Annotated in this window: 15 protein-coding genes and 1 pseudogene; 7 read left to right on the top strand and 9 right to left on the bottom strand. The window is 72.1% G+C overall.

The features are described 5' to 3' along the window. Window positions 1-250 precede the first annotated feature (250 nt). Window positions 251-685, top strand: coding sequence for a pyridoxamine 5'-phosphate oxidase family protein (locus STTU_RS18625; RefSeq protein ID WP_007825661.1), 435 nt, complete (start codon window positions 251-253; stop codon window positions 683-685). 78 nt (window positions 686-763) lie between these two features. On the opposite strand, the gene STTU_RS18630 is transcribed toward STTU_RS18625, so the two are convergent. Then, the gene (locus STTU_RS18630; protein ID WP_043255656.1) at window positions 764-1297 is read right to left on the bottom strand and encodes a GNAT family N-acetyltransferase; all 534 of its coding nucleotides are present in this window, start codon (window positions 1295-1297) and stop codon (window positions 764-766) included. A gap of 198 nt (window positions 1298-1495) precedes the next feature. On the opposite strand from STTU_RS18630, the gene STTU_RS18635 reads away from it, so the two are divergent. Both STTU_RS18635 and STTU_RS18640 read left to right on the top strand, forming a co-directional pair. After that, complete coding sequence (locus STTU_RS18635; RefSeq protein WP_009066565.1) at window positions 1496-2521, top strand: sigma-70 family RNA polymerase sigma factor; 1026 nt, start codon at window positions 1496-1498, stop codon at window positions 2519-2521. A gap of 263 nt (window positions 2522-2784) precedes the next feature. Further along, window positions 2785-3066, top strand: coding sequence for a hypothetical protein (locus STTU_RS18640; protein ID WP_043255659.1), 282 nt, complete (start codon window positions 2785-2787; stop codon window positions 3064-3066). A 381-nt stretch (window positions 3067-3447) separates the two neighbouring features. On the opposite strand, the pseudogene STTU_RS18645 reads toward STTU_RS18640, so the two are convergent. After that, window positions 3448-4183: pseudogene (locus STTU_RS18645) on the bottom strand (DUF6227 family protein). Between the two features lie 677 nt (window positions 4184-4860). Here STTU_RS18645 and STTU_RS34280 point away from each other — a divergent pair. Beyond that, entirely contained in the window at window positions 4861-5259 is a 399-nt protein-coding gene (locus STTU_RS34280) for a hypothetical protein (RefSeq protein ID WP_043255661.1), read from the top strand. Between the two features lie 77 nt (window positions 5260-5336). Here STTU_RS34280 and mscL read toward each other — a convergent pair whose 3' ends face one another. The 6 genes from mscL to STTU_RS18680 form a co-directional block, all read right to left on the bottom strand. Further along, window positions 5337-5909, bottom strand: a complete 573-nt coding sequence (gene mscL, locus STTU_RS18655) for a large conductance mechanosensitive channel protein MscL (RefSeq protein ID WP_007825673.1) — start codon at window positions 5907-5909, stop codon at window positions 5337-5339. Between the two features lie 207 nt (window positions 5910-6116). Beyond that, a complete protein-coding gene (locus STTU_RS18660) occupies window positions 6117-7016 on the bottom strand; it encodes a hypothetical protein (RefSeq protein WP_043255663.1) in 900 nt (299 codons plus the stop codon). Between the two features lie 238 nt (window positions 7017-7254). Beyond that, entirely contained in the window at window positions 7255-8142 is an 888-nt protein-coding gene (locus STTU_RS18665; RefSeq protein ID WP_007825680.1) for an S-methyl-5'-thioadenosine phosphorylase, read from the bottom strand. 316 nt (window positions 8143-8458) lie between these two features. Then, window positions 8459-8788 (bottom strand): FmdB family zinc ribbon protein, encoded by a 330-nt coding sequence (locus STTU_RS18670; protein ID WP_009066551.1) that lies wholly within the window; start codon window positions 8786-8788, stop codon window positions 8459-8461. A 99-nt stretch (window positions 8789-8887) separates the two neighbouring features. After that, window positions 8888-10261: an MFS transporter gene (locus STTU_RS18675; protein ID WP_007825684.1), complete on the bottom strand. Its 1374-nt coding sequence runs from the start codon at window positions 10259-10261 to the stop codon at window positions 8888-8890. Between the two features lie 245 nt (window positions 10262-10506). Continuing rightward, complete coding sequence (locus STTU_RS18680) at window positions 10507-13050, bottom strand: potassium/proton antiporter (RefSeq protein WP_007825686.1); 2544 nt, start codon at window positions 13048-13050, stop codon at window positions 10507-10509. Between the two features lie 404 nt (window positions 13051-13454). Here STTU_RS18680 and STTU_RS18685 point away from each other — a divergent pair, with 404 nt between their 5' ends. Continuing rightward, window positions 13455-16358, top strand: coding sequence for a penicillin acylase family protein (locus STTU_RS18685; protein WP_199785028.1), 2904 nt, complete (start codon window positions 13455-13457; stop codon window positions 16356-16358). Window positions 16359-16491: 133 nt separating this feature from the next. Here STTU_RS18685 and STTU_RS18690 read toward each other — a convergent pair whose 3' ends face one another. Next, entirely contained in the window at window positions 16492-17109 is a 618-nt protein-coding gene (locus STTU_RS18690; RefSeq protein WP_106432155.1) for a 5-formyltetrahydrofolate cyclo-ligase, read from the bottom strand. A gap of 92 nt (window positions 17110-17201) precedes the next feature. On the opposite strand from STTU_RS18690, the gene galU reads away from it, so the two are divergent. Together galU and glp are read left to right on the top strand one after the other, a co-directional pair. After that, window positions 17202-18110 carry a UTP--glucose-1-phosphate uridylyltransferase GalU gene (galU, locus tag STTU_RS18695; RefSeq protein ID WP_007825694.1) on the top strand — a complete coding sequence of 303 codons (909 nt, stop codon included), beginning with the start codon at window positions 17202-17204 and terminating at the stop codon, window positions 18108-18110. Continuing rightward, window positions 18110-19495, top strand: a complete 1386-nt coding sequence (gene glp / locus STTU_RS18700; protein ID WP_007825696.1) for a gephyrin-like molybdotransferase Glp — start codon at window positions 18110-18112, stop codon at window positions 19493-19495. The genes galU and glp overlap by 1 nt, the downstream gene beginning before the upstream one ends. The last annotated feature ends 147 nt before the right edge of the window (window positions 19496-19642 follow it).

Genomic DNA, 19642 nt, shown 5'->3' on the forward strand with positions numbered 1-19642 from the left:
GTGTCCTGCTGGTGTGGGCGAAGGGCCCCGCGTGGGGTGTCATCGGGAGTCATGACGCCGCACGCTAGGCCGTTCAGTAGAGGAACGTAACGGACCGTAGTCCTAGTTCCCACGTTCAGTGACTTTTTTCGGGTAGACCGGAGGGACTGGGGCCAAAGGCGGGGGGCCCGCCAGGACCCGTACCGAAACCCCTGGTCAGCAGCCCGAGACCGACGGGGAACCAGCAGCCGGACCAACCGAAGGAGTCTCCATGACACTCAGCCCGGAGGAGCGCCGCGCCTTTCTCGACGAGCCGCTCGTCGCGACCCTCGCCGTCGCCAGGGAGGGCGAGCGCGCGCCGCTCGCCGTGCCCGTCTGGTTCTGGCAGGAGGACAACGGCGACCTGCTCTTCTTCACCGAGGCCGACTCGCTGAAGTCCCGCCTCGTCGAGGCCGCGGGGCGTTTCAGCCTGCTCGTGCAGCGCACCGAACCCACGTACCGCTACGTCTCCGCCGAGGGTCCGGTCGTCTCCGCGACGCCCACGACCCCGGACGAGTCCTACACCGACGCCGCCCGCTACCTCGCCCCCGACAAGGTCGACGCCTACGTCGAGCGCACCGGCGCCACCGGCGACCCGACCGCCGGTCTCGTCACCTACCGCATGCGCCCCGAGCACTGGTTCTCCGCGGACCTCGGCTCGCTCTGACCGCGCCCCCGCCCGGACGGGGGCGCGAGGCGCCGGCCGCCACGGCCGACCGCGCACCGCCCCCGCCCGCGGCACGTCCTACGGCGCGAGATCCTTCTCGTACCACGCCACGTCCCAGTACCGCCCGAACTTCCTCCCCACCTCCGCGTACGTGCCCAGGTGACGGAAACCGAAGCGGCCGTGCAGCGCGAGCGAGGCCGGGTTCGGCAGGGCGATCCCGGCGTAGGCGCGGTGGACGTCCTCGCCCGCGAGACTCGCGAACAACGCCGTGTACAACAGCGTACCCAGCCCGTGACCACCTTCCCCGGGCCGGCAGTAGACGCTGACCTCCACGGACGTCGCATACGCCGGTTTGCTCCGGAAGGCGCCGCTCGTCGCGTAACCGAGCACGTCCGCCCCCGCCGGCCTGCCGGACGCGTGGGCGACGAGGAGCCGGTGCGGACCGCCGGTCGGGTGAGCGCGGAACCACTCCATGCGCTGATCGGCAGTGAACGGAACCGTGTCGAACGTGATCGGCGTCTCTGTCACGTAGTGGTTGTAGATCTCTGTGAGCTGCGGAAGATCTCCCTCACGCCCCGCCCTGACCTGCACCTTTTCGGTGGATTCTGGCATGTTCCCTCCCCCTGTGGCGCGACAGGGTACTGCATGATCCCGAAGATTGATGTGCCCCCGGGGAATTCTGTCCTGTTTCCGGTCGTTGTTTCCCACAGATGCCGGGCACCCGCGAGGGTGAAGCACTCCCGCGCGAGAGCGTGTCGAGTGCGGCATCCGACAGGGAGCACGTCCACCCACCATCGCAAGGGAGCACGCATGGCAACCCGTGCCGTCGCCCGTCGTCAGTCCGCCACAGGGAGCGGCGCCTCCCAGGCTTCGGGCTCCGGGGAGACCCGGGGTTCCAGGGGTGCCCGTTCCATGAGCGGAGAGATAGCCGACCGCGACCTGGTCGGCATGTACCTCGACGAGATAGCCCGTACGCCGCTGCTGGACGCCGCCAAGGAGGTCGAGCTCTCGCAGACCATCGAGGCGGGTGTCTTCGCGCGCCAGATCCTCGACGGCGAGACCGACACCAAGAACGAGACGTCCCGCGAGGAACTCGAAGCGCTCTGGGAAGCGAGCGAGCGCGCCAAGGACGTCTTCATCCGTTCCAACCTGCGACTCGTCGTCGCCGTGGCCCGGCGCTACCCGCGCGCCGGACTGCCGCTCCTCGACCTGATCCAGGAGGGGAACGCGGGCCTGGTGCGCGCGGTCGAGAAGTTCGACTACCGCAAGGGCTTCAAGTTCTCCACGTACGCGACCTGGTGGATTCGGCAGGCCATCACCCGGTCCATCGCCGACCAGTCGCGCACCATCCGGCTGCCCGTCCACCTCGTGGAGGAGCTGGGCCGCATCCGCCGGGTCCAGCGCGAGTTCAACCGCGAGCACGGCCGCGACCCGGAGCACGCCGAGATCGCCGCCGAGCTGGGCTCGACACCCGAGCGCGTCTCCGACGTCCTCGACTGGGCGCGCGACCCCGTCTCGCTCAACATGTCCGTGGACGACGAGGGCGACACCCAGTTCGGTGACCTCCTGGAGGACACCTCCGCCGTCTCGCCCGAGCAGTCCGTCATGACCCTGCTGCGCAGCGAGGAGCTGGACGAGCTGATCGGCCGGCTCGACGAGCGCACCGCTTCGATCATCAAGATGCGTTACGGCATCGATGACGGCCGCGAGCGCACCCTGACCGAGGTCGGCAAGCAGCACGGCCTCACCCGGGAGCGCATCCGCCAGATCGAGAAGCACGCCCTGCTCGAACTGAAGAAGCTGGCGCACGACACCGGCTTCGACGCGGCGGCGTAACGGACGGGACCGCCGCGAGCCCCCGCCCCCGCACACCCCGGGGCGTACCGGAAGGGCCCGAGCCGCGAGGCACGGGCCCTTCGGCGTGCCATGGGGTGTGCGGTGCGCTTCGGGGGCAGGTGGACGTGAACGTGCGAGGAGACGCGCGGACGCGTGCATCGGGGCGAACCTGGGCAGAAGTGGCATAGGAGATGCGTCACTTCGGGAGTAAGAATCCTACTTTTTCCTCTCATTGGTCCAGTGGAGTGAGGTCTACTGAAGCCATGCCTCAGCACGTATCGGTCATGCAGCAGGTCGGGGTGGCCGCCCTGGTAACGGCGGCGGTCGCCTGGGCCGTTGGGCTCGCCCGCGGGGTGCGCGGCGTCCGTGGGGTACGCGGCGCCGAGCCCGCTGTCCCGCGTGCCGCCACGATTCCGGCTTCCGCCGGTACGCGGCGCCCCCGGATACCGCGCCAGTCCGTCCCCACGTCGGAGAGCGTCGAACTCACCCCAGCCGAACGCGCCGCCTTCGCGGGCCTCGTCCGACGCCTCGAAGAGCGCGGCTGAGGACGTACACGGGCGGGGTGAGCGTTCACGGGCGGGGTGAGGAGGCCGGCGGCAACCGTGGCCGGTGGTGCCGATAGGCCACCCCCGACCCGTTTCCGTCCCCTGTGCCGGCCGCCCGGTTGTGGTCCGTGCCGGTCGTCCCGCTTGTGCGCAATCCCGCGCTCTCGTGCGCAATCCCGCGCTGAGGGCTCAGGCGGGGGACGCGTGGCCTTCCCGTCGCAGCTGGCCGTCCTGGTCTCTGCTTCACGCGTCCCGGTGGGTCCGGGACCGTGGGGGCCGGGCGGCTGGAGGGCGGGGCTGCGTCGGGGGGGGGGGGGGGGGTACGGGTCCGGATGGGTCCGGCCATGGACGACCGACCCGAACCCGCCCTCCGGACGCGCCTCAGAGCACGCGAGCGCGGCGTTCCATCGCCTCGTGCGCCTCCCCTTCCGTCTCGTAGACCTCGCACATGTGGCGCCGGTCGGGCGTCGCCGTGTGCTCGACCTCCCACAGGGACACCCTCGGTCCCGTCCAGGAGGAGGAAGGCGTGCTCGTAGAGCGCGAAGCCGATACCGGCGGTGGCCCGCAGTCCCGGACGCGTGAACGCCTGGGTGATCTCGTGCGCGAAGGCGTTCCGCAGAAGGTCGGCGATGTCCTCGCGCGGGCAGTCCTCGTTCTCGGCCCGGCGCAGCAGCCGGCGGGCGTGGTCGGCCGAGTTGTCCGGGACGTACTCGCGGTGCGGGACGGTCTCCTCGGCGATCAGGTCGGCGGCGGACGGCTCGTCGTCGGACGACCACGTGTGCCACTCCGTCGGCCCGAAGGGGTCGCGCGAAGCGGCCACCCTGGCTTCCTCGGGGTCCGCGTAGACCTCGTGGAGCGTCTCGTCGCCGGGAGCGCCGCGCCGTGTGATCTCCCACAGGGTGAGATCACTGCCGTCGGGCAGCAACCAGCAGTGGCGGTAGGTCTCCTGGTGCAGCGTGGCGCTGTGGTGCGCCGAGTGCAGGGAGGTGTCGTGGGCGAGTGCGGAGTCGAGCCGAGACAGGATCTCGTCGGGCAGTTCGAATGAGTTGAGGGCGCGTCCAAGCAGTCGCATGAGGGGGTTCTCCGGCGACTCAGGTGTCTCGTACGGAACGCTCAAGGCATCTCCCGGCGTTGCTGCATGTCACCTCGTGGGTGCATACCGTAGCCCTATGGTTGGACATCATGTCCGGGAATCGTGAAAACGAACGAAGGCCGTGGGAAGTTCCCGCACATGCCGTCGTCGTATGCCCCGAATCCGGAAGCGACGCTCGGAAGGTAGCGCCAAGTGTCGCCGAGGCGGAAGACGGCACGCTTGTACGGAAACTGACGCCTCGTCCACCCAAAGGGTTGCCCTCCGCCGCTCAAACCCGGGCGGCGATGTCGAGCCCGCCGTCCCTCGCCGACGCCGTGCCCTTGGCGGGGCAAGAGCACCGCCCCCGGGAGCCGTGCGGCGCATGGTCGCTCGCACCTCGACGCCCGGCCCGGCCGCCCGCCGTGGGGGAGGCCAGCGGGGGCTGCGGGGTCGCACGGCATCCAAGGTGGTGCGGATGCGCGCGAGGGGCGCCACGGCGGGCCCAGGGGGCGCCGAGGAGGGCGTGAGCGCCCCCATGAAGACCCTCGCGCAGTTTCGTCCTGCGTTCGCGCGGCCTCTCTGGCCCGTTCGGCCTGTCCGGTCTGTTCGGCCGGTACGTCCCGCTCGCCCCCGCGCCTCCGGGCCCGCATCACCGGCGCCCGCCGCTCCGGTCCGTACCGCTCGCCCGCCGGGAAACCGGAGCACGGACGTACGCTGGAGGAATGAGCGAGACCCCCGAGCCGATGACCAGCCCTTCCCCGCAGCCCCTGCCGGGCCCGGCGGAGGCCGGCACGACCGGTTCGGCGGAAGAGGAGACGAACGGCCCGGAGGAGGGCCAGACGTCCCAGGACGCTCCGGGCACGGGTGAATCCGCTGTGGCCTCCCCAGAGGGGACCATCGAAGCTGTACCCGTCCCCACGGAAGCGGTAGCCGCACCCGCAGAGGACGTGGAGGCCGCCCGGCTGCGGCGGGCGAAGGCGCGCCTGGTCTTCGACGACCCGCTCTACGGGCGGGGTCGCGACGACTCCGACCGGGGCTGGGGCGACCGCCCGGTCCCGCGCGGTGGCTCGACGGCCGACCTGGCCCGCTTCCTCGACGAGAAGCCCCCGCACCACATCTGACCGCCGAGCGCGCCGCATGAGGTCGGGCGCGCACCCCCGGCCGTGGAGAAGGCCGGGCGTGCACCCCCGGGCCTGGCTCAGCGCTTCGTGGGCCCCTGGCCCCCTGCCGGGCCTTCCGGCGTGCCCGGCCCCTCCGGCGGCGGTCCCGCCGTCGCTCCGGGCGCCGCCGGACCGTTCGGCGCGGACTCGCCGCGCGCGATCCGGGCCGCGACGAGTTCGTCCCTGATGTCCTTCAGTACGTCCAGCTCCGAGACCGGCACCTCGGGCGTGCCGTACTTCGCCTCCCGGCGGGCCGCCAGTCGCGACAGGTAGCGCGACATCGGCAGGACCATCAGGAAGTACACGACGGCCGCCGTGATGAGGAAGGTGAGGGCCGCGCTGAGGACCGTGCCCCACATGATCTGGATGCCCTCTGCCTCCTCGCCCCCACGCGCGGGGTTGCAAGGACTTTCCAGGCAGTAGCTGTAGTTGTCCAGGTCCTGTGTCCCGAAGGCGCCGACCACCGGGTTGATGATGCCCTTGACCACCGCGTTGACGATGTTCGTGAAGGCGGCCCCGATGACCACGGCGACCGCGAGGTCGATGACGTTGCCACGCATGAGGAAGGACTTGAAGCCTTCCCACACACCAGGCTTGCTGTTCTCGCTCACCCAAGGACCTTTCCGTATGCGTATGTTGTGCGGTGCAAACAGTCCCGCAACCTACGACATCCGTCCCGGCCCCTGTCCAATTGCCTCCCTCTATCGAGGGACTTGACACGGCCCGGTCCACTGTCTCGCGTACGGACCCGGAGCCCGGAACCGACTTCCTCCCGCGCTTCCGGAGCAACACCCCGGCCACCTTCCGCAGCAGGCTCCTCAGCACGCGACCACCGCCAGTGTGGAGGAGGCGGATGCCGCGGCGAGGTCCACTGCCGAGGCGCGGGGCACCGTGAGCACGATGACGGCGCCGGAATCCGTCGCGTCCCAGCGCGTTTCCGCGTCCGCCTCCGGCCAAACCTCCACCCCGGCGCTCTCCGGCGAGGTGCCTGTGAGGGACGTCGCCGTCCCCCGGGACGGCGAGGGCGTGGAGCTGGGCGGGCGCGGGAGGGCGACCACTCGCGCGCCGGCCACCACGACGCGGGCCGCGCGCGGGCCCGTACCGCTCACCGCGATCACGTCCACCCGGTCCCCGGGCCGCACCAGGCGCAGCCCCGCGGGCTCGGCGATCCGCACCGCCGTGCGTACGGGACGCCGGTCGGGCGCGGGCCGCGTCCCGGAGGTGTGCGCCCCGAGGCGCTGCGGCCCTGGGGCGGCCTTCGTCGGAGGAGCGTCGGCGCCCGTCGAGGGAACGGCGAGGAGAAGGCCGCCGCAGAGCGCGAGGAGCGCGAGCGCCAGGCCCCGGCCCGCGTGGCGCCGTGGCCACAGCCGGCCCAGTCCCGCACGGCGTGGCGGCAACGGAGGGAAGAGCGGAACCGTGCCGGTCGGAGGTACTTCTCGCCCCGGCGGCCCCGTCCCCGCACCGCCGCCGGACCCCGCGCCGTACAGCTCCTTGCCGGGGTCCTCGTGCCCCGTGAAGCCGGGAACGGCGTCCTCGTGGCCCCCGAAGCCAGGCCCCGAGGCCTCGCTACCTAGGAAGTCGTGCTTCGTGAAGCCATGCCCGAGGACCTCGTGCCCCGGGAACTCGTGCCCGAGGCGCATGGGTTCGTGCGGCGCTCGCGCCGGCTCGTGCGACAGGGGGGAGGGCGAGGAGAGGGGGCCGGGAGGCGTGTGCGTCATGGCGGGCGGTCCGTTCGTACGGAGGGATGGGCCCGGTGGTGACACGGGACGTGCCACCACCGCGTCCGCCGCGCGGCCGACTGAGCGCCGGTACGAAACGGACAAGCACACCCTGCCCGAGAGGACTGACACTCGATGAACGCCTGTGGATAACTCGGGGCTTGCTGAGATATCCACAACCCGAACGAGTGATCGCTTTCTTTCCGGCTCGACACGGATCGCCCGAGGTGTTCTACGGTTACGGCAACGCGAACCCGGGGTCCCATCCCCCGAGGGCCTTCGTGCACAGGCAGGCCCGGTCCTCCGTAGCCGGAAGATCTGCCACGACGTCGAAAAGGACCGTCCGCAGTCGGTCGACGTTCGCCGCGAAGACCTCCAGCACATCCTGGTGCGAGACACCCTCCCCTGTCTCGGTGCCCGCGTCCAGGTCGGTGACCAGCGTCAACGAGGTGTAGCAAAGCTCCAGTTCACGAGCGAGCATCGCCTCCGGATGCCCGGTCATCCCGACCACCGACCAGCCCTGCGCCGCGTGCCAGCGTGATTCGGCACGGGTGGAGAACCGCGGACCCTCCACCACGACGAGCGTTCCGCCGTCCACCGCGTCCCAGTCGTGCCGCCTGGCCGTGGTGAGTGCGACGGCACGGCCCGTCGGGCAGTACGGATCGGCGGGGGAGACGTGCACGACGTTCGGCACGGCGCCGTCCGGACGTGGCTCGCCGTCGAAGTAGCTCTGGGCCCGGCTCTTCGTACGGTCGACGAACTGGTCGGGAACGAGCAGGGTGCCAGGACCGTACTCGGGCCGGAGCCCGCCCACCGCACAGGGTCCGAGTACCTGCCGCACGCCGACCGAGCGCAGGGCCCAGAGGTTGGCGCGGTAGTTGATGCGGTGGGGCGGCAGGTGGTGATCCCGCCCGTGCCGGGGCAGGAACGCGACCTGCCGACCCGCCACCTCGCCAAGGAAGAGGGAGTCGCTCGGCGGCCCGTACGGAGTCTCGACCGAGACCTCCGTGACGTCTTCGAGGAAGGAGTAGAAGCCTGAACCGCCGATGACCCCGATATCGGCCCGGGGCCCCGAGGGGCCCGCGGCACCGGGTACAGCGGGGCTGGTGGAGGTGGTGTTCGACATGGCGGCACATTATCGGGACACCACCAGGAACACGTCCGGGCCCCGCCCCTCCGGCGGAGCGGAGGGAAGGGGCCCGGACGAGGAAGCTGGAGGTTCGTCACCGTCACTGCGGGGCCGACTCGGGATGGGAGGAGTCGGCGATCCCGGCCGAGGCCGGAGGCCGCGCGCACGCGCGAGCTACAGGTGACGGACCTGCCCGCGCGCCCGGGAAAGTCCTGCCCGCGACCCGGCGAAGACGCCTGTCCACGGCGCGGGGACCGGCCTGTCCGCACTACGGGGGACAGGCCCGTCCGTCGAAGGGGTTCGCAGGCAGGTCTCAGGCGGCGGGCGCCGGCGAGCTGCTGCTGGAGGAACTGCTGCTCGACGAGCTGGAACCGGCGTCCGACTTCTTCTCCGTCGCGGGCTTCGCGGAGGTGTCCGAACCGGTCGACGTCGAGGGCTTGGCCGCGGGGGAGCTGCTGCTCGACGAGCCTCGGCTGTCGTTGCGGTAGAAGCCCGAGCCCTTGAAGACGATGCCGACGGCGGAGAAGACCTTCTTCAGGCGTCCCCCGCAGTTCGGGCACTCGGTGAGCGAGTCGTCCGTGAACTTCTGGACGGCTTCCAGGCCCTCACCGCACTCGGTGCACTGGTACTGGTACGTCGGCACTTGCTTCCTCCTGGCACTCTGACTCGATGAGTGCTAACGACACTCCATAGTGACGTATTCCGCGCCGTCAGTCCACTGCCGACGTCCCCCGGTGACCGATCACACGCCCGGCGCGGGCTCCTCGGCGCCCTCGGCCGGGGGCTTCGCGCCGCCCGGTACGAGTCGCTCGCGCAGGAGTGCCAGCGTGAGGAGGGCGGCCAGTGTGCCGAGGGCCGGGACCAGGAAACCGGCCTGCGAACCGTGCGCGTCCGCGAGTCTCCCCGCGGCCGTCACGGCCGCCGCCTGGCCCAGGGCCACCGCCCCGGTCAACCAGGTGAACGCCTCGGTCCTGGCCCGGCTCGGCACCAGCGCGTCGATAAGGGTGTACCCGGTCACGAGGGAGGGAGCGACGCAGAGCCCCGTCAGGAAACCGACCACCGCGAAGAGAGGAACGGAGTGCACGGCCCACAGGGTCGAGGCCACGACGGCGAGTGCCGTGTAGCCGACGAGCAGCCGGCCGTGCGCGGGCCGCTTCCAGGCGATCGCGCCCACTGCGGCGCCCGAGAGCATGTTCCCGCAGGCGAAGATCCCGTAGAGGAGGCCGTTGACACCGGAGTGACCCGACTCCTCGGCGAAGGCCGTGAGAGACACCTGCATGCCGCCGAAGACCACCCCGATCCCGAGGAAGGCCACGATCAGCACCCGGACGCCCGGGACCCGCAGTGCCGAGGACGGGCCCGCCGTCCCCGCCCGGGGCCCCGCAGCGCCCCTTCCTGCCTGACCCGGGGCCGCCGCGCCCGGCTCCGTGCCGCTGTCCGGACCGGTCGCGGGACCGGGGTGACCGTCGCCCGGCAGGCCCGCGCGCTGGGCGGCGAAGAGCAGGCCGCCGACGAGGGTGAGCGTGGCCTCGGCGGCGAGACCGGCGACGGGGTGCACGCCCGTGCACAACGCGGTGGCGAGGACCGGCCCGATGACGAACGTGAACTCGTCGGTGACCGATTCGAAGGCGGTTGCCGTGGGGAGGAGCGGGCTGCCGGCGAGCTTGCCCGCCCAGCGCGCCCGCACCATCGGGCCGACCTGCGGCACTGACGCGCCCGCCGGGACGGCCAGCAGGAACAGGGCCCACAGCGGGGCATCGGCAAGCGCGAGCGCGGCCAGCGCGGCGACCGAGACGGCGTGGAGGATGACGCCGGGGACGAGGACGGCGCGTTGTCCGTGGCGATCCGCGAGCCGGCCGTTCTGCGGGGCGAAGACGGCCATGGAGACACCGGTGACGGCGGCGACGGCGCCCGCGTTGCCGTACGAGCCGGTGGTATGTTCCACGAGCATGACCATGCCCATGGTCAGCATCCCGAAGGGCTGCCGGGCGGCGAAGCCCGAGAGGAGGAAGCCGGCGATGCCGGGGGTGCGCAGGAGCTGTCCGTAGCCGGGGCGACGCGGGGGCGCGTCCTTCGGGGAGCCGGTGCCGGACGAGGAGGCGACCGTGGTTGCCACGGTGCTGCCTTTCTGCCGCCTGGTAGCGCCTCAGCGGGGAGGCACCGAGAGCTGTCCACTCGCGCGGAACTGCGGTAGATGCCAGCGCCCGGGAGGGCGTCACGGCCGCCATACGGTCGCGCCAGCTCTGCGTCAGGCAGAGTTGGTCGGTCAGTGATGCGCACCCATCGTATGACGGGTGCGGGCGTCGGCGCGCCCTCGCCGCCGACAGCCGGCCGGCGGCGCCGAGGGCCGGTCCCGCCAGCTCAGGCCGGGTCCCGCTCCCCGTCCGGCTCGTCGACCCCGGCCTCCTCGGCCCGGCGATCCTCCGCCGGGCCGAGGTCCTCCGGCGTCGGTTCTCCGGCGGCGGCGCCCCGGGCTGCCTGTCCACGCGCCTTCTCACGTACGGAGGGGGCGGGCGGCAGCGGTGGCACGGAGCCGGTACCGCGCCGCTCGGCCGCCGGAGCCTCCCGCTCCTCGGGCACGAAGGCGCCGCCCCTGCCGTCCGAGCCATCCGTCCGGGCCGCGCTGTCGACGTCCTGGCCGCCCGCGACTGAGCTGCGCGCACCCGTGCTTCCCCCACCCTGGCCGCCCGCGCTCGCGCTCGCAGCACCCGCCCGGTCCGCGCCGGAGCTGCCCGCGCCCTGGCGTCGCGCGCCCGCGCGGTCCGTATCCGTGCCGCCCGTACGCGCGCCATTCGCGCCCGCGCCAGTCGCGGTGTCCGCGCCACCCTCACCCGCAGCGCCCGGTTCGCCGTACTCCGAGCGGACCTTCCCGTTCGCGCCACGCCCGTTCGCGCCACGCCCGCTCACGTCCGAGGAGCGGCTGAACCGCAGCCGACCCAGCGAGCGCCCCCCGGCCTGTCCGGCCTCCTGCTTCCGCACGGCAGCCCCCCGCCCGGCTGCGTCGGCCCGCCCCGCGCCCGTACCGGCACCCGCACCCGTACCGGCACCCGCACCCGCACCTCCCGCACCCGCACCGGCATCAGCCCGCCCCGCACCCGTACCCGCACGCTCCGTACCCGCGCCGACCAGCCCCTTCCCCGCAGCCCCGCGCCCAGCACCGGCCCCAGCTCGCCCAGCGCCGGCCCCCGGCCGCCCCGCACCGCCTCCAGCCCCGGACCTTCCCGCACCCGCACCTGCCCCGGACCGACCCGCACCCGCCCCGGACCGCCCTGAACCCGCACCCGCCCCGGACCTTCCCGCCCCGCTTCCCGCACGTCCCGCGCCCGAGCCCGCCCCCATGCGTCCCGCTCCGGCCACCGCGCCCGAGGTCGGGCCCCCGTCGTCCTCGTGGCCGAGCCAGCCCGCGAGCTTGCCGCCATGGGCGACCGCGCGGAGGCGGTCCTCGGCGGCCTCGCGGACGGGGTCGGTGGCGACGACGAGGAGTTCGTCGCCGCGCCGCAGCGTCGTGGTCGGGGTGGGGACGAAGCTCGTGCCCTCGCGGACGACGAGCGTGACGGCGGAGCCCTTCGGCAGGCGCAGTTCGCTCACTTCCACGCCGTGCATCCGCGAGTCGCCGGGGACCGCGACCGACAGGAGGTGGCCGCGCAGGCGCTCCAGCGGCGCGGACTCGACGCCCAGGTCCGCCGTCTCGGCGCGGTTGCCGAGGCCGAGGCGGCGGGCGAGCCAGGGCAGGGTCGGGCCCTGGACGAGGGTGTAGACGACGACGAGCACGAAGACGATGTTGAAGATGTGCTGGCTGTCCTTGATCCCGCCGACCATGGGGATCGTCGCGAGGATGATCGGCACCGCGCCGCGCAGTCCGGCCCACGACATGAGCGCCTGTTCCCGCCACGGCAGCCGGAAGGGCAGCAGGCTCAGCAGGACCGAGGCCGGGCGGGCGAGGGCGGTCAGGATGAGGCCGATGAGGAGCGCGGGCACCATGTCCGAGGCGAGTTCGTGCGGCGTGACGAGCAGCCCGAGCAGGACGAACATGCCGATCTGCGCGAGCCAGCCGAGCCCCTCGGCGAAGCCCCTGGTCGCCGGCCAGTGCGGCAGCTTGGCGTTGCCGAGCACCATCGAGGCGAGGTAGACCGCGAGGAAACCGCTGCCGTGGGCGAGGGCGCCCGAGGCGTAGGCGGTGACCGCGATCGCCATGACCGCGATCGGGTACAGCCCCGAGGCGGGCAGTGCGACGTGGCGCAGCCCGTACGCGCCGAGCCAGCCGACCGCGAGTCCCACGGCGGCCCCGATGGCCAGTTCGAGCGCGATCTCGCCGAGCAGGACGTACCAGTGCTCGACGGGGCCCGCCGTCGAGAAGGCCACGACGAGGATGACGACAGGCGCGTCGTTGAAGCCCGACTCCGCCTCCAGCGTGCCCGTGATGCGGGAGGGCAGTGGCACCTTGCGCAGCACCGAGAAGACCGCCGCCGCGTCCGTCGAGGAGACCACCGCGCCGATGATCAGCGCGGCCCGCCAGTCGAGCCCCACCACGTAGTGCGCCCCGAGCGCCGTGATCCCGACGCTGATGCCGACACCCACCGTGGAGAGGGCCGCCGCCGCGGGCAGCGCCGGGCGGACCTCCTTCCACTTCGTGCCGAGCCCGCCCTCGGTGAGGATCACCACAAGGGCCGCGTAGCCGATGACCTGGGTGAGCCGGACGTCGTCGAAGGACACGTTGCCGAGTCCGTCGGTGCCCATGACGACGCCGATGCCGAGATAGACGAGCAGGCTCGGCAGACCGCTGCGCGAGGAGAGGCGCACGGCCGCGACGGCGACGAGGAGGACGACGGCGGAGACGAGCAGGAGCTGGTTGAGGTGGTCGACAGTCAGGGGCCGGTTCCTTTCCGCGGGGGCGGGAGCCCGCATCCACCGGGGGCGGATGGGGAGGAGGTGCCGGCAAGGGGTACGAGCCGGGCGGAGGGGGCGACTCCGGAACAGAGACGACCCGGTTACTTCGTTACCTTACCTAATCGTTAACGGTTTCTTGATGCGTCTTCGCGAACCGGCTCCACCGCGCGGGTGCGTCTGACCATGCGGAGATACGACCGCCTTGCACCGGAGAAGTCGGCACACAAGGGGCAAGCCGGTCGGGCGGGGGAGTGCTCAAGTGCCGTGCGAAGCGGGGCGAACGGGCTCCCGGGCCTGGCCTCCGCCCCCGTACCGCGTCCTTGGCCTACAGGCGCTGCGCCTATGGTTGCTCCAGCGTTGGGGTGACTCTCCGCCCGGACGATTCCGCCCGCTCGGCCGCTCGAAGGACAGCAAGGACAGCGATGCCCGCGAATACAACCCCCTCTTCCGGTCATAAGTCCGGCAAGAAGAAAGGGCGTCGAGCCCGCCTCCTCGTGATTCTCCTGGTCCTCGTCGTCGTGGCGGGAGTCGGGTACGGCGGCTGGTGGGGAGTGAGCACCGTACGGGCCTCGTACCCGCAGACGAGCGGGTCGCTGCAGCTCAAGGGCCTGAGCGGCAAGGTCGAGGTCCGCCGCGACGCGTACGGGATTCCGCAGATCTACGCGGACAGCGACGCCGACCTCTTCATGGCTCAGGGCTACGTCCAGGCGCAGGACCGGTTCTACGAGATGGACGTGCGCCGCCACACGACCTCGGGCCGCCTCTCCGAGATGTTCGGCGACGGCCAGGTGGACACCGACGCCTTCCTGCGCACGCTCGGCTGGCGCGACGTGGCGCAGAAGGAGTACGACACGAAGCTGTCGGCCGCCACGAAGCGCTCCCTCGATGCCTACACCAAGGGCGTCAACGCCTACCTCGCGGGCAAGGACGGCAAGGACATCTCGGTGGAGTACGCCGCGCTCGGCTTCACCAACGACTACAAGCCGCAGAAGTGGGACGCCGTCGACTCCGTGGCCTGGCTCAAGGCGATGGCGTGGGACCTGCGCGGCAACATGCAGGACGAGATCGACCGCTCCCTGATGAGCAGCCGCCTCAGCGCGAAGCAGATCAAGGACCTCTACCCCGAGTACCCGTACGCGAAGAACGCGCCGATCATCCAGGGCGGCGGCGTCGACCCGGTCACCGGCAAGTACGACCCCGACTACAAGGGGTCCCCCACGGAGATGGGCACGGGCGTCGGCGACGGCACGTCCACGGGAACTACGGGTACGGGTACGGGGACCGGCACGGGTACGGGCGCCGACGGCACGGGCACCGGCACCGGCGGGACCGGCACGAGCAGCGGCACCACCGGCACCTCGACCGGTTCCACCGGGACCTCCACCGGCACCACCGCCCAGGGCAGCTTCGCCTCCACCGACGCCGAGGCCATCAGCGACAAGCTCACCGGCGTCTACGACGCGCTCGACCGCGTCCCCGACCTGCTCGGCCCGAGCGGCAACGGCATCGGCTCGAACTCCTGGGTCGTCTCCGGCAAGTACACGACGACGAACAAGCCGCTGCTCGCCAACGACCCGCACCTCGCCCCGCAGCTCCCCTCGGTCTGGTACCAGATGGGGCTGCACTGCCGCACGGTCTCGGCGAAGTGCCAGTACGACGTCTCCGGGTACACCTTCTCCGGGATGCCCGGTGTGATCATCGGCCACAACGGCGATATCTCCTGGGGCATGACGAACCTCGGCGCCGACGTCACCGACCTCTACCTGGAGAAGGTCACGAGCGACGGCTACCAGGTCGACGGCAAGATCAAGAAGTTCACGTCCCGCAAGGAGACGATCAAGGTCGCGGGCGGCACCTCGAAGGTCATCACCGTCCGGGAGACCGACAACGGCCCGCTGATCTCCGACCGCGACGACGAGCTGAGCAAGGTCGGCAAGAAGGCGCCCGTCGCCAACGCGGCACCCGACCGGGGCGACGGCTACGGCGTCTCGCTGCGCTGGACCGCGCTCGACCCCGGCCGTTCCATGGACGCGGTCTTCGCGCTCGACAAGGCGAAGGACTTCAAGGAGTTCCGCTCCGCCGCCGCGCTCTTCGAGGTCCCCTCGCAGAACCTCATCTACGCGGACACCGAGGGCCACATCGGCTACCAGGCTCCGGGGAAGATCCCGGTCCGCGCCAAGGGCGACGACGGTTCGCTGCCCGCGCCCGGCTGGGACTCCGACTACAACTGGCAGGGCTGGATCAAGCAGGACGAACTGCCCTGGGAGTACGACCCCGCGCGCGGCTACATCGTCACCGCCAACCAGGCCGTCGTCGACAAGGACAACTATCCCTACGAACTGACGAAGGACTGGGGATACGGCACCCGCAGCGAGCGCATCACCGACCTGATCAAGTCGAAGATCAAGGACGGCGGCAAGATCTCCACCGACGACATGACCTCCATGCAGATGGACAACAGCAGCGAGATCGCGCGCCTGCTCACGCCCTACCTGCTGAAGATCGACGTCAAGGACCCGTACGTCCGCCAGGCGCAGAAGCTCCTGGAGGGCTGGGACTACACGCAGGAGCCCGACTCGGCGGCAGCCGCGTACTTCAACGGCGTGTGGCGCAACATCCTGACCCTCGCCTTCGGCCAGAAGCTGCCGAAGGAGGTACGGGTCAAGGACGAGTGCCTCAACGTCGAGCCGGCGGGCACGACGGGCCCCGTCGACGAGGACACCCGGGTGCGCGAGTGCGGGCAGCGCGACGCGGACAGCGCGCAGCCGGACGGCGGCGACCGCTGGTACGAGGTCGTCCGCAAGCTCGTCAAGGACCCGAAGAGCGAGTGGTGGTCCTCGCCCAAGACCCGCAAGGACACGGCGACCGCCACCCGCGACGGTCTCTTCGCGCGCGCCATGAAGGATGCCCGCTGGGAGCTGACCGCGAAGCTCGGCAAGGACATCGACACCTGGAGCTGGGGCCGCCTGCACCAGCTCACGCTGAAGAACCAGACGCTCGGCACCGAGGGTCCCGGCTTCCTCCAGCGGATGCTCAACCGCGGCCCCTACAAGCTGGGCGGCGGTGAGGCGGCGGTCGACGCGACCGGCTGGAACGCGGCGGGCGGCTACGACGTCGTCTGGGTCCCGTCGATGCGGATGATCGTGAACCTCGCCGACCTCGACAAATCCCGCTGGATCAACCTCACGGGCGCCTCCGGCCACGCCTACAGCGCCCACTACACCGACCAGACGAAGAAGTGGACCGAGGGCGAGACGCTGCCCTGGGCCTACAGCGAGTCCGCGGTGAAGAAGGGGACCAAGGACACGCTGGTCCTGGAACCCTGAGCCACCCGCCGCGAGCGAGCGGCGGTACGGGTCCGCACGGCGGTACGGGTGAGGGGCGCCCCCATGACGGGGGGCGCCCCTCACCCGTACCGTCCCTCGCCCTCGCGGCCACAGGGTGCGCACCCGTACCGCCCTACCTCCCGAACCGCCGCACCCCCGCCGGTGTCACCGCCGCGTGCACCGGGCGGTCGTGCGGCTCGGCCGGGACGCTCTCGCGCAGCTCCTCCTCGTACAGCAGGACGAGGAGGAGCGGATCGGCTCCGGAGGCCGCGAGGCGCGTCAGGACCCTGTCGTACGAGCCGCCGCCGCGCCCGAGCCTGAGCCCCGCCCGGTCCACGGCGAGCCCCGGCAGCAGCACCGCTCCCGCCTCGGTGACCGCGCCGGGCCCGAGCCGGGGCCCGGCGGGCTCGCGCAGCGTCATCCGGCCCGCGCGCCGCACCTCGCGCAGCGACGCGGGGCCCTCGTAGACGGCCCAGTCGAGGTCGTCGTCGGACAGCAGCACCGGCAGCAGGACGCGTACGCCGCGCGCGTGCCACCGCGCGACCAGCGGCCCGGTGTCCGGCTCGCCGCCGACCGACACGTACGCCGCCACGGTCCGTACCCCGTCCAGCTCGGGGAGCCCCGCCGCGACCTCGGCCAGCGCGTGCCCCAGGCGCCGCACCTCGGCGGCCGGTCTGGCCCTCCGTTCCGACAGCAGAGAGCGCCGCAGGACCCTCTTCGCCTCCGCCGCCTCACCTGGCACTGGGCTCAATGCGCGCTCCTTATTACGTCATATCAGTCAATATGACTGCTACCTGTGGACAACTGTGAGGCCGAGGGCAAAGCCCTGGCTATGGTGACGTCATGACTTCCGCACACACGAGGATCACCAAGGTCGTGATCCCCGCCGCCGGCATGGGTACCAGGTTCCTCCCGGCGACCAAGGCCACCCCGAAGGAAATGCTGCCGGTCGTGGACAAGCCCGCGATCCAGTACGTCGTGGAGGAGGCCGTCTCCGCAGGTCTGAACGACGTCCTCATGGTGACAGGCCGTAACAAGCGCCCCGTCGAGGACCACTTCGACCGGAACTACGAGCTGGAGGAGGCGCTGCGCCGCAAGGGCGACGGCGGTCGCCTCGCGAGCGTGCAGGAGTCCTCCGACCTCGCGGACATCCACTACGTGCGCCAGGGCGACCCCAAGGGCCTCGGGCACGCCGTGCTCTGCGCGGCCCCGCACGTCGGCCAGGAAGCCTTCGCCGTGCTCCTCGGCGACGACCTCATCGACCCGCGCGACCCGCTCCTCGCCCGGATGATCGAGGTCCAGGCCCGCGAGGGCGGCAGCGTCGTCGCGCTCATGGAGGTCCCGCCCGAGCAGATCCACCTCTACGGCAGCGCGGCCGTCGAGACGACCGCGGACGACGACGTCGTCCGCATCACCGGGCTCGTCGAGAAGCCCAGTCCCGCCGACGCGCCCAGCAACTACGCGATCATCGGCCGCTACGTCCTCGACCCGCGCATCTTCGACATACTGCGCAAGACCGAGCCGGGCCGCGGCGGCGAGATCCAGCTCACCGACGCGCTCCAGCACCTCGCCGAGGACGAGAACGCGGGCGGCCCCGTGCACGGCGTCGTCTTCCGCGGCCGTCGCTACGACACCGGTGACCGCGGCGACTACCTGCGCGCCATCGTCCGGCTCGCGTGCGAACGTGAGGACCTGGGCCCGGACTTCCGTGCCTGGCTCCGCAGTTACGTCGACGAGGAGATGCAGCCGTAGTGAGCACGACGACGCAGCCCCAGGGCCCCGAGGCCACCTGGCCGGTGACCGCGCACCTGGACGACATCCTGGCCACGGTGCGCCCCCTGGAGCCGATCGAGCTCCAGTTGCTCGACGCCCAGGGCTGCGTCCTCGTGGAGGACGTGACCGTGCCGCTCTCGCTGCCCCCCTTCGCCAACAGCTCCATGGACGGGTACGCGCTCAGGGCGGCCGATCTCACGGGCGCCGGCGAGGACGCGCCCGTCGCGCTCCGCGTCGTCGGGGACGTGGCGGCCGGCCTGCTCACCCCGCCCCCGGCGGGCGAGGGCGAGGCGGTCCGCATCATGACCGGGGCGCCGCTGCCCGAGGGCGCGGACACCGTCGTGCCCGTCGAGTGGACCGACGGCGGCCTCGGGGGCGGCCCCGTCGACCGCATGACCCCGCACAGCACCGCCCCCGAGGGCGCCTCGGGCACGGTCCGCGTCTTCCGCCCCGCCGAGCCGGGCGCGCATGTGCGCGAGGCGGGCAGCGACGTGCGCGAGGGCGACCTCGCGCTCGCCGCGGGCACCGTCCTCGGCCCGCCCCAGCTCGGCCTGCTCGCCGCCGTGGGCCGTGACACCGTCCGCGTACGCCCCCGCCCCCGTGTCGTCGTCCTCGCCACCGGCAGCGAACTCGTCCAGCCCGGCGAGTCCCTGGCCCCCGGCCAGATCCACGACTCCAACAGCTTCACGCTCACCGCGGCGGCCCGGGACGCGGGCGCGCTCGCCTTCCGCGTCGGCGCCATCGGGGACGACGCGGAGACCCTGCGCGCCACGATCGAGGACCAGCTCATCCGCGCCGACCTCGTCGTGACCTCGGGCGGCGTGAGCGTGGGCGCGTACGACGTGGTGAAGGAGGCCCTGACCGACTGGACGGGCCTGCCGGAACCGGCCGCCGAAGGGGAGGACGCGGACACGGGCGAGAACACCCCCGCCCAGGAGACCGAGGGTGCCGGGCCGCGCGGTGTCGTCTTCCGCAAGCTCGCGATGCAGCCGGGCAAGCCCCAGGGCTTCGGCACGATCGGCCGCGACGCGACGCCTGTCCTCGCCCTCCCGGGCAACCCGGTCTCCGCGTACGTGTCCTTCGAGCTGTTCGTCCGCCCGGCCATCCGCGCCCTCGCGGGCCTCGCGGACCTGCACCGCCCCACCGTCCGCGCCCTCGTCGAGGCCCCCAAGGCCCTCACCTCCCCCGCGGGCCGCCGCCAGTACCTGCGCGCCCGCCACGCGGACGGCCGCGTCACGCCCGTCGGCGGCGCCTCCTCGCACCTCGTCGGCGCCCTGGCGCGGGCGAACGCGCTCCTCGTCGTGCCCGAGGAGCGCACCTCGGTGGAGCCGGGCGAGGAAGCCGAGGTCGTCCTGCTCGGCTGAACGGCTCCGGTACGGGGCGGGTCCGCGCGGCGCGTGGGGCGCCCCGGGACCGGTGCTGCCCTGATTCCACCGGGCTCGGGCGAGTACCGTGTCTGCCCGACACCGGCCCGCGCGGGACGCCCGCGAGCCCATAACGGGAGCACTTCG

The sequence above is a fragment of the Streptomyces sp. Tu6071 genome (assembly GCF_000213055.1).
Lineage (GTDB): Bacteria > Actinomycetota > Actinomycetes > Streptomycetales > Streptomycetaceae > Streptomyces > Streptomyces evansiae.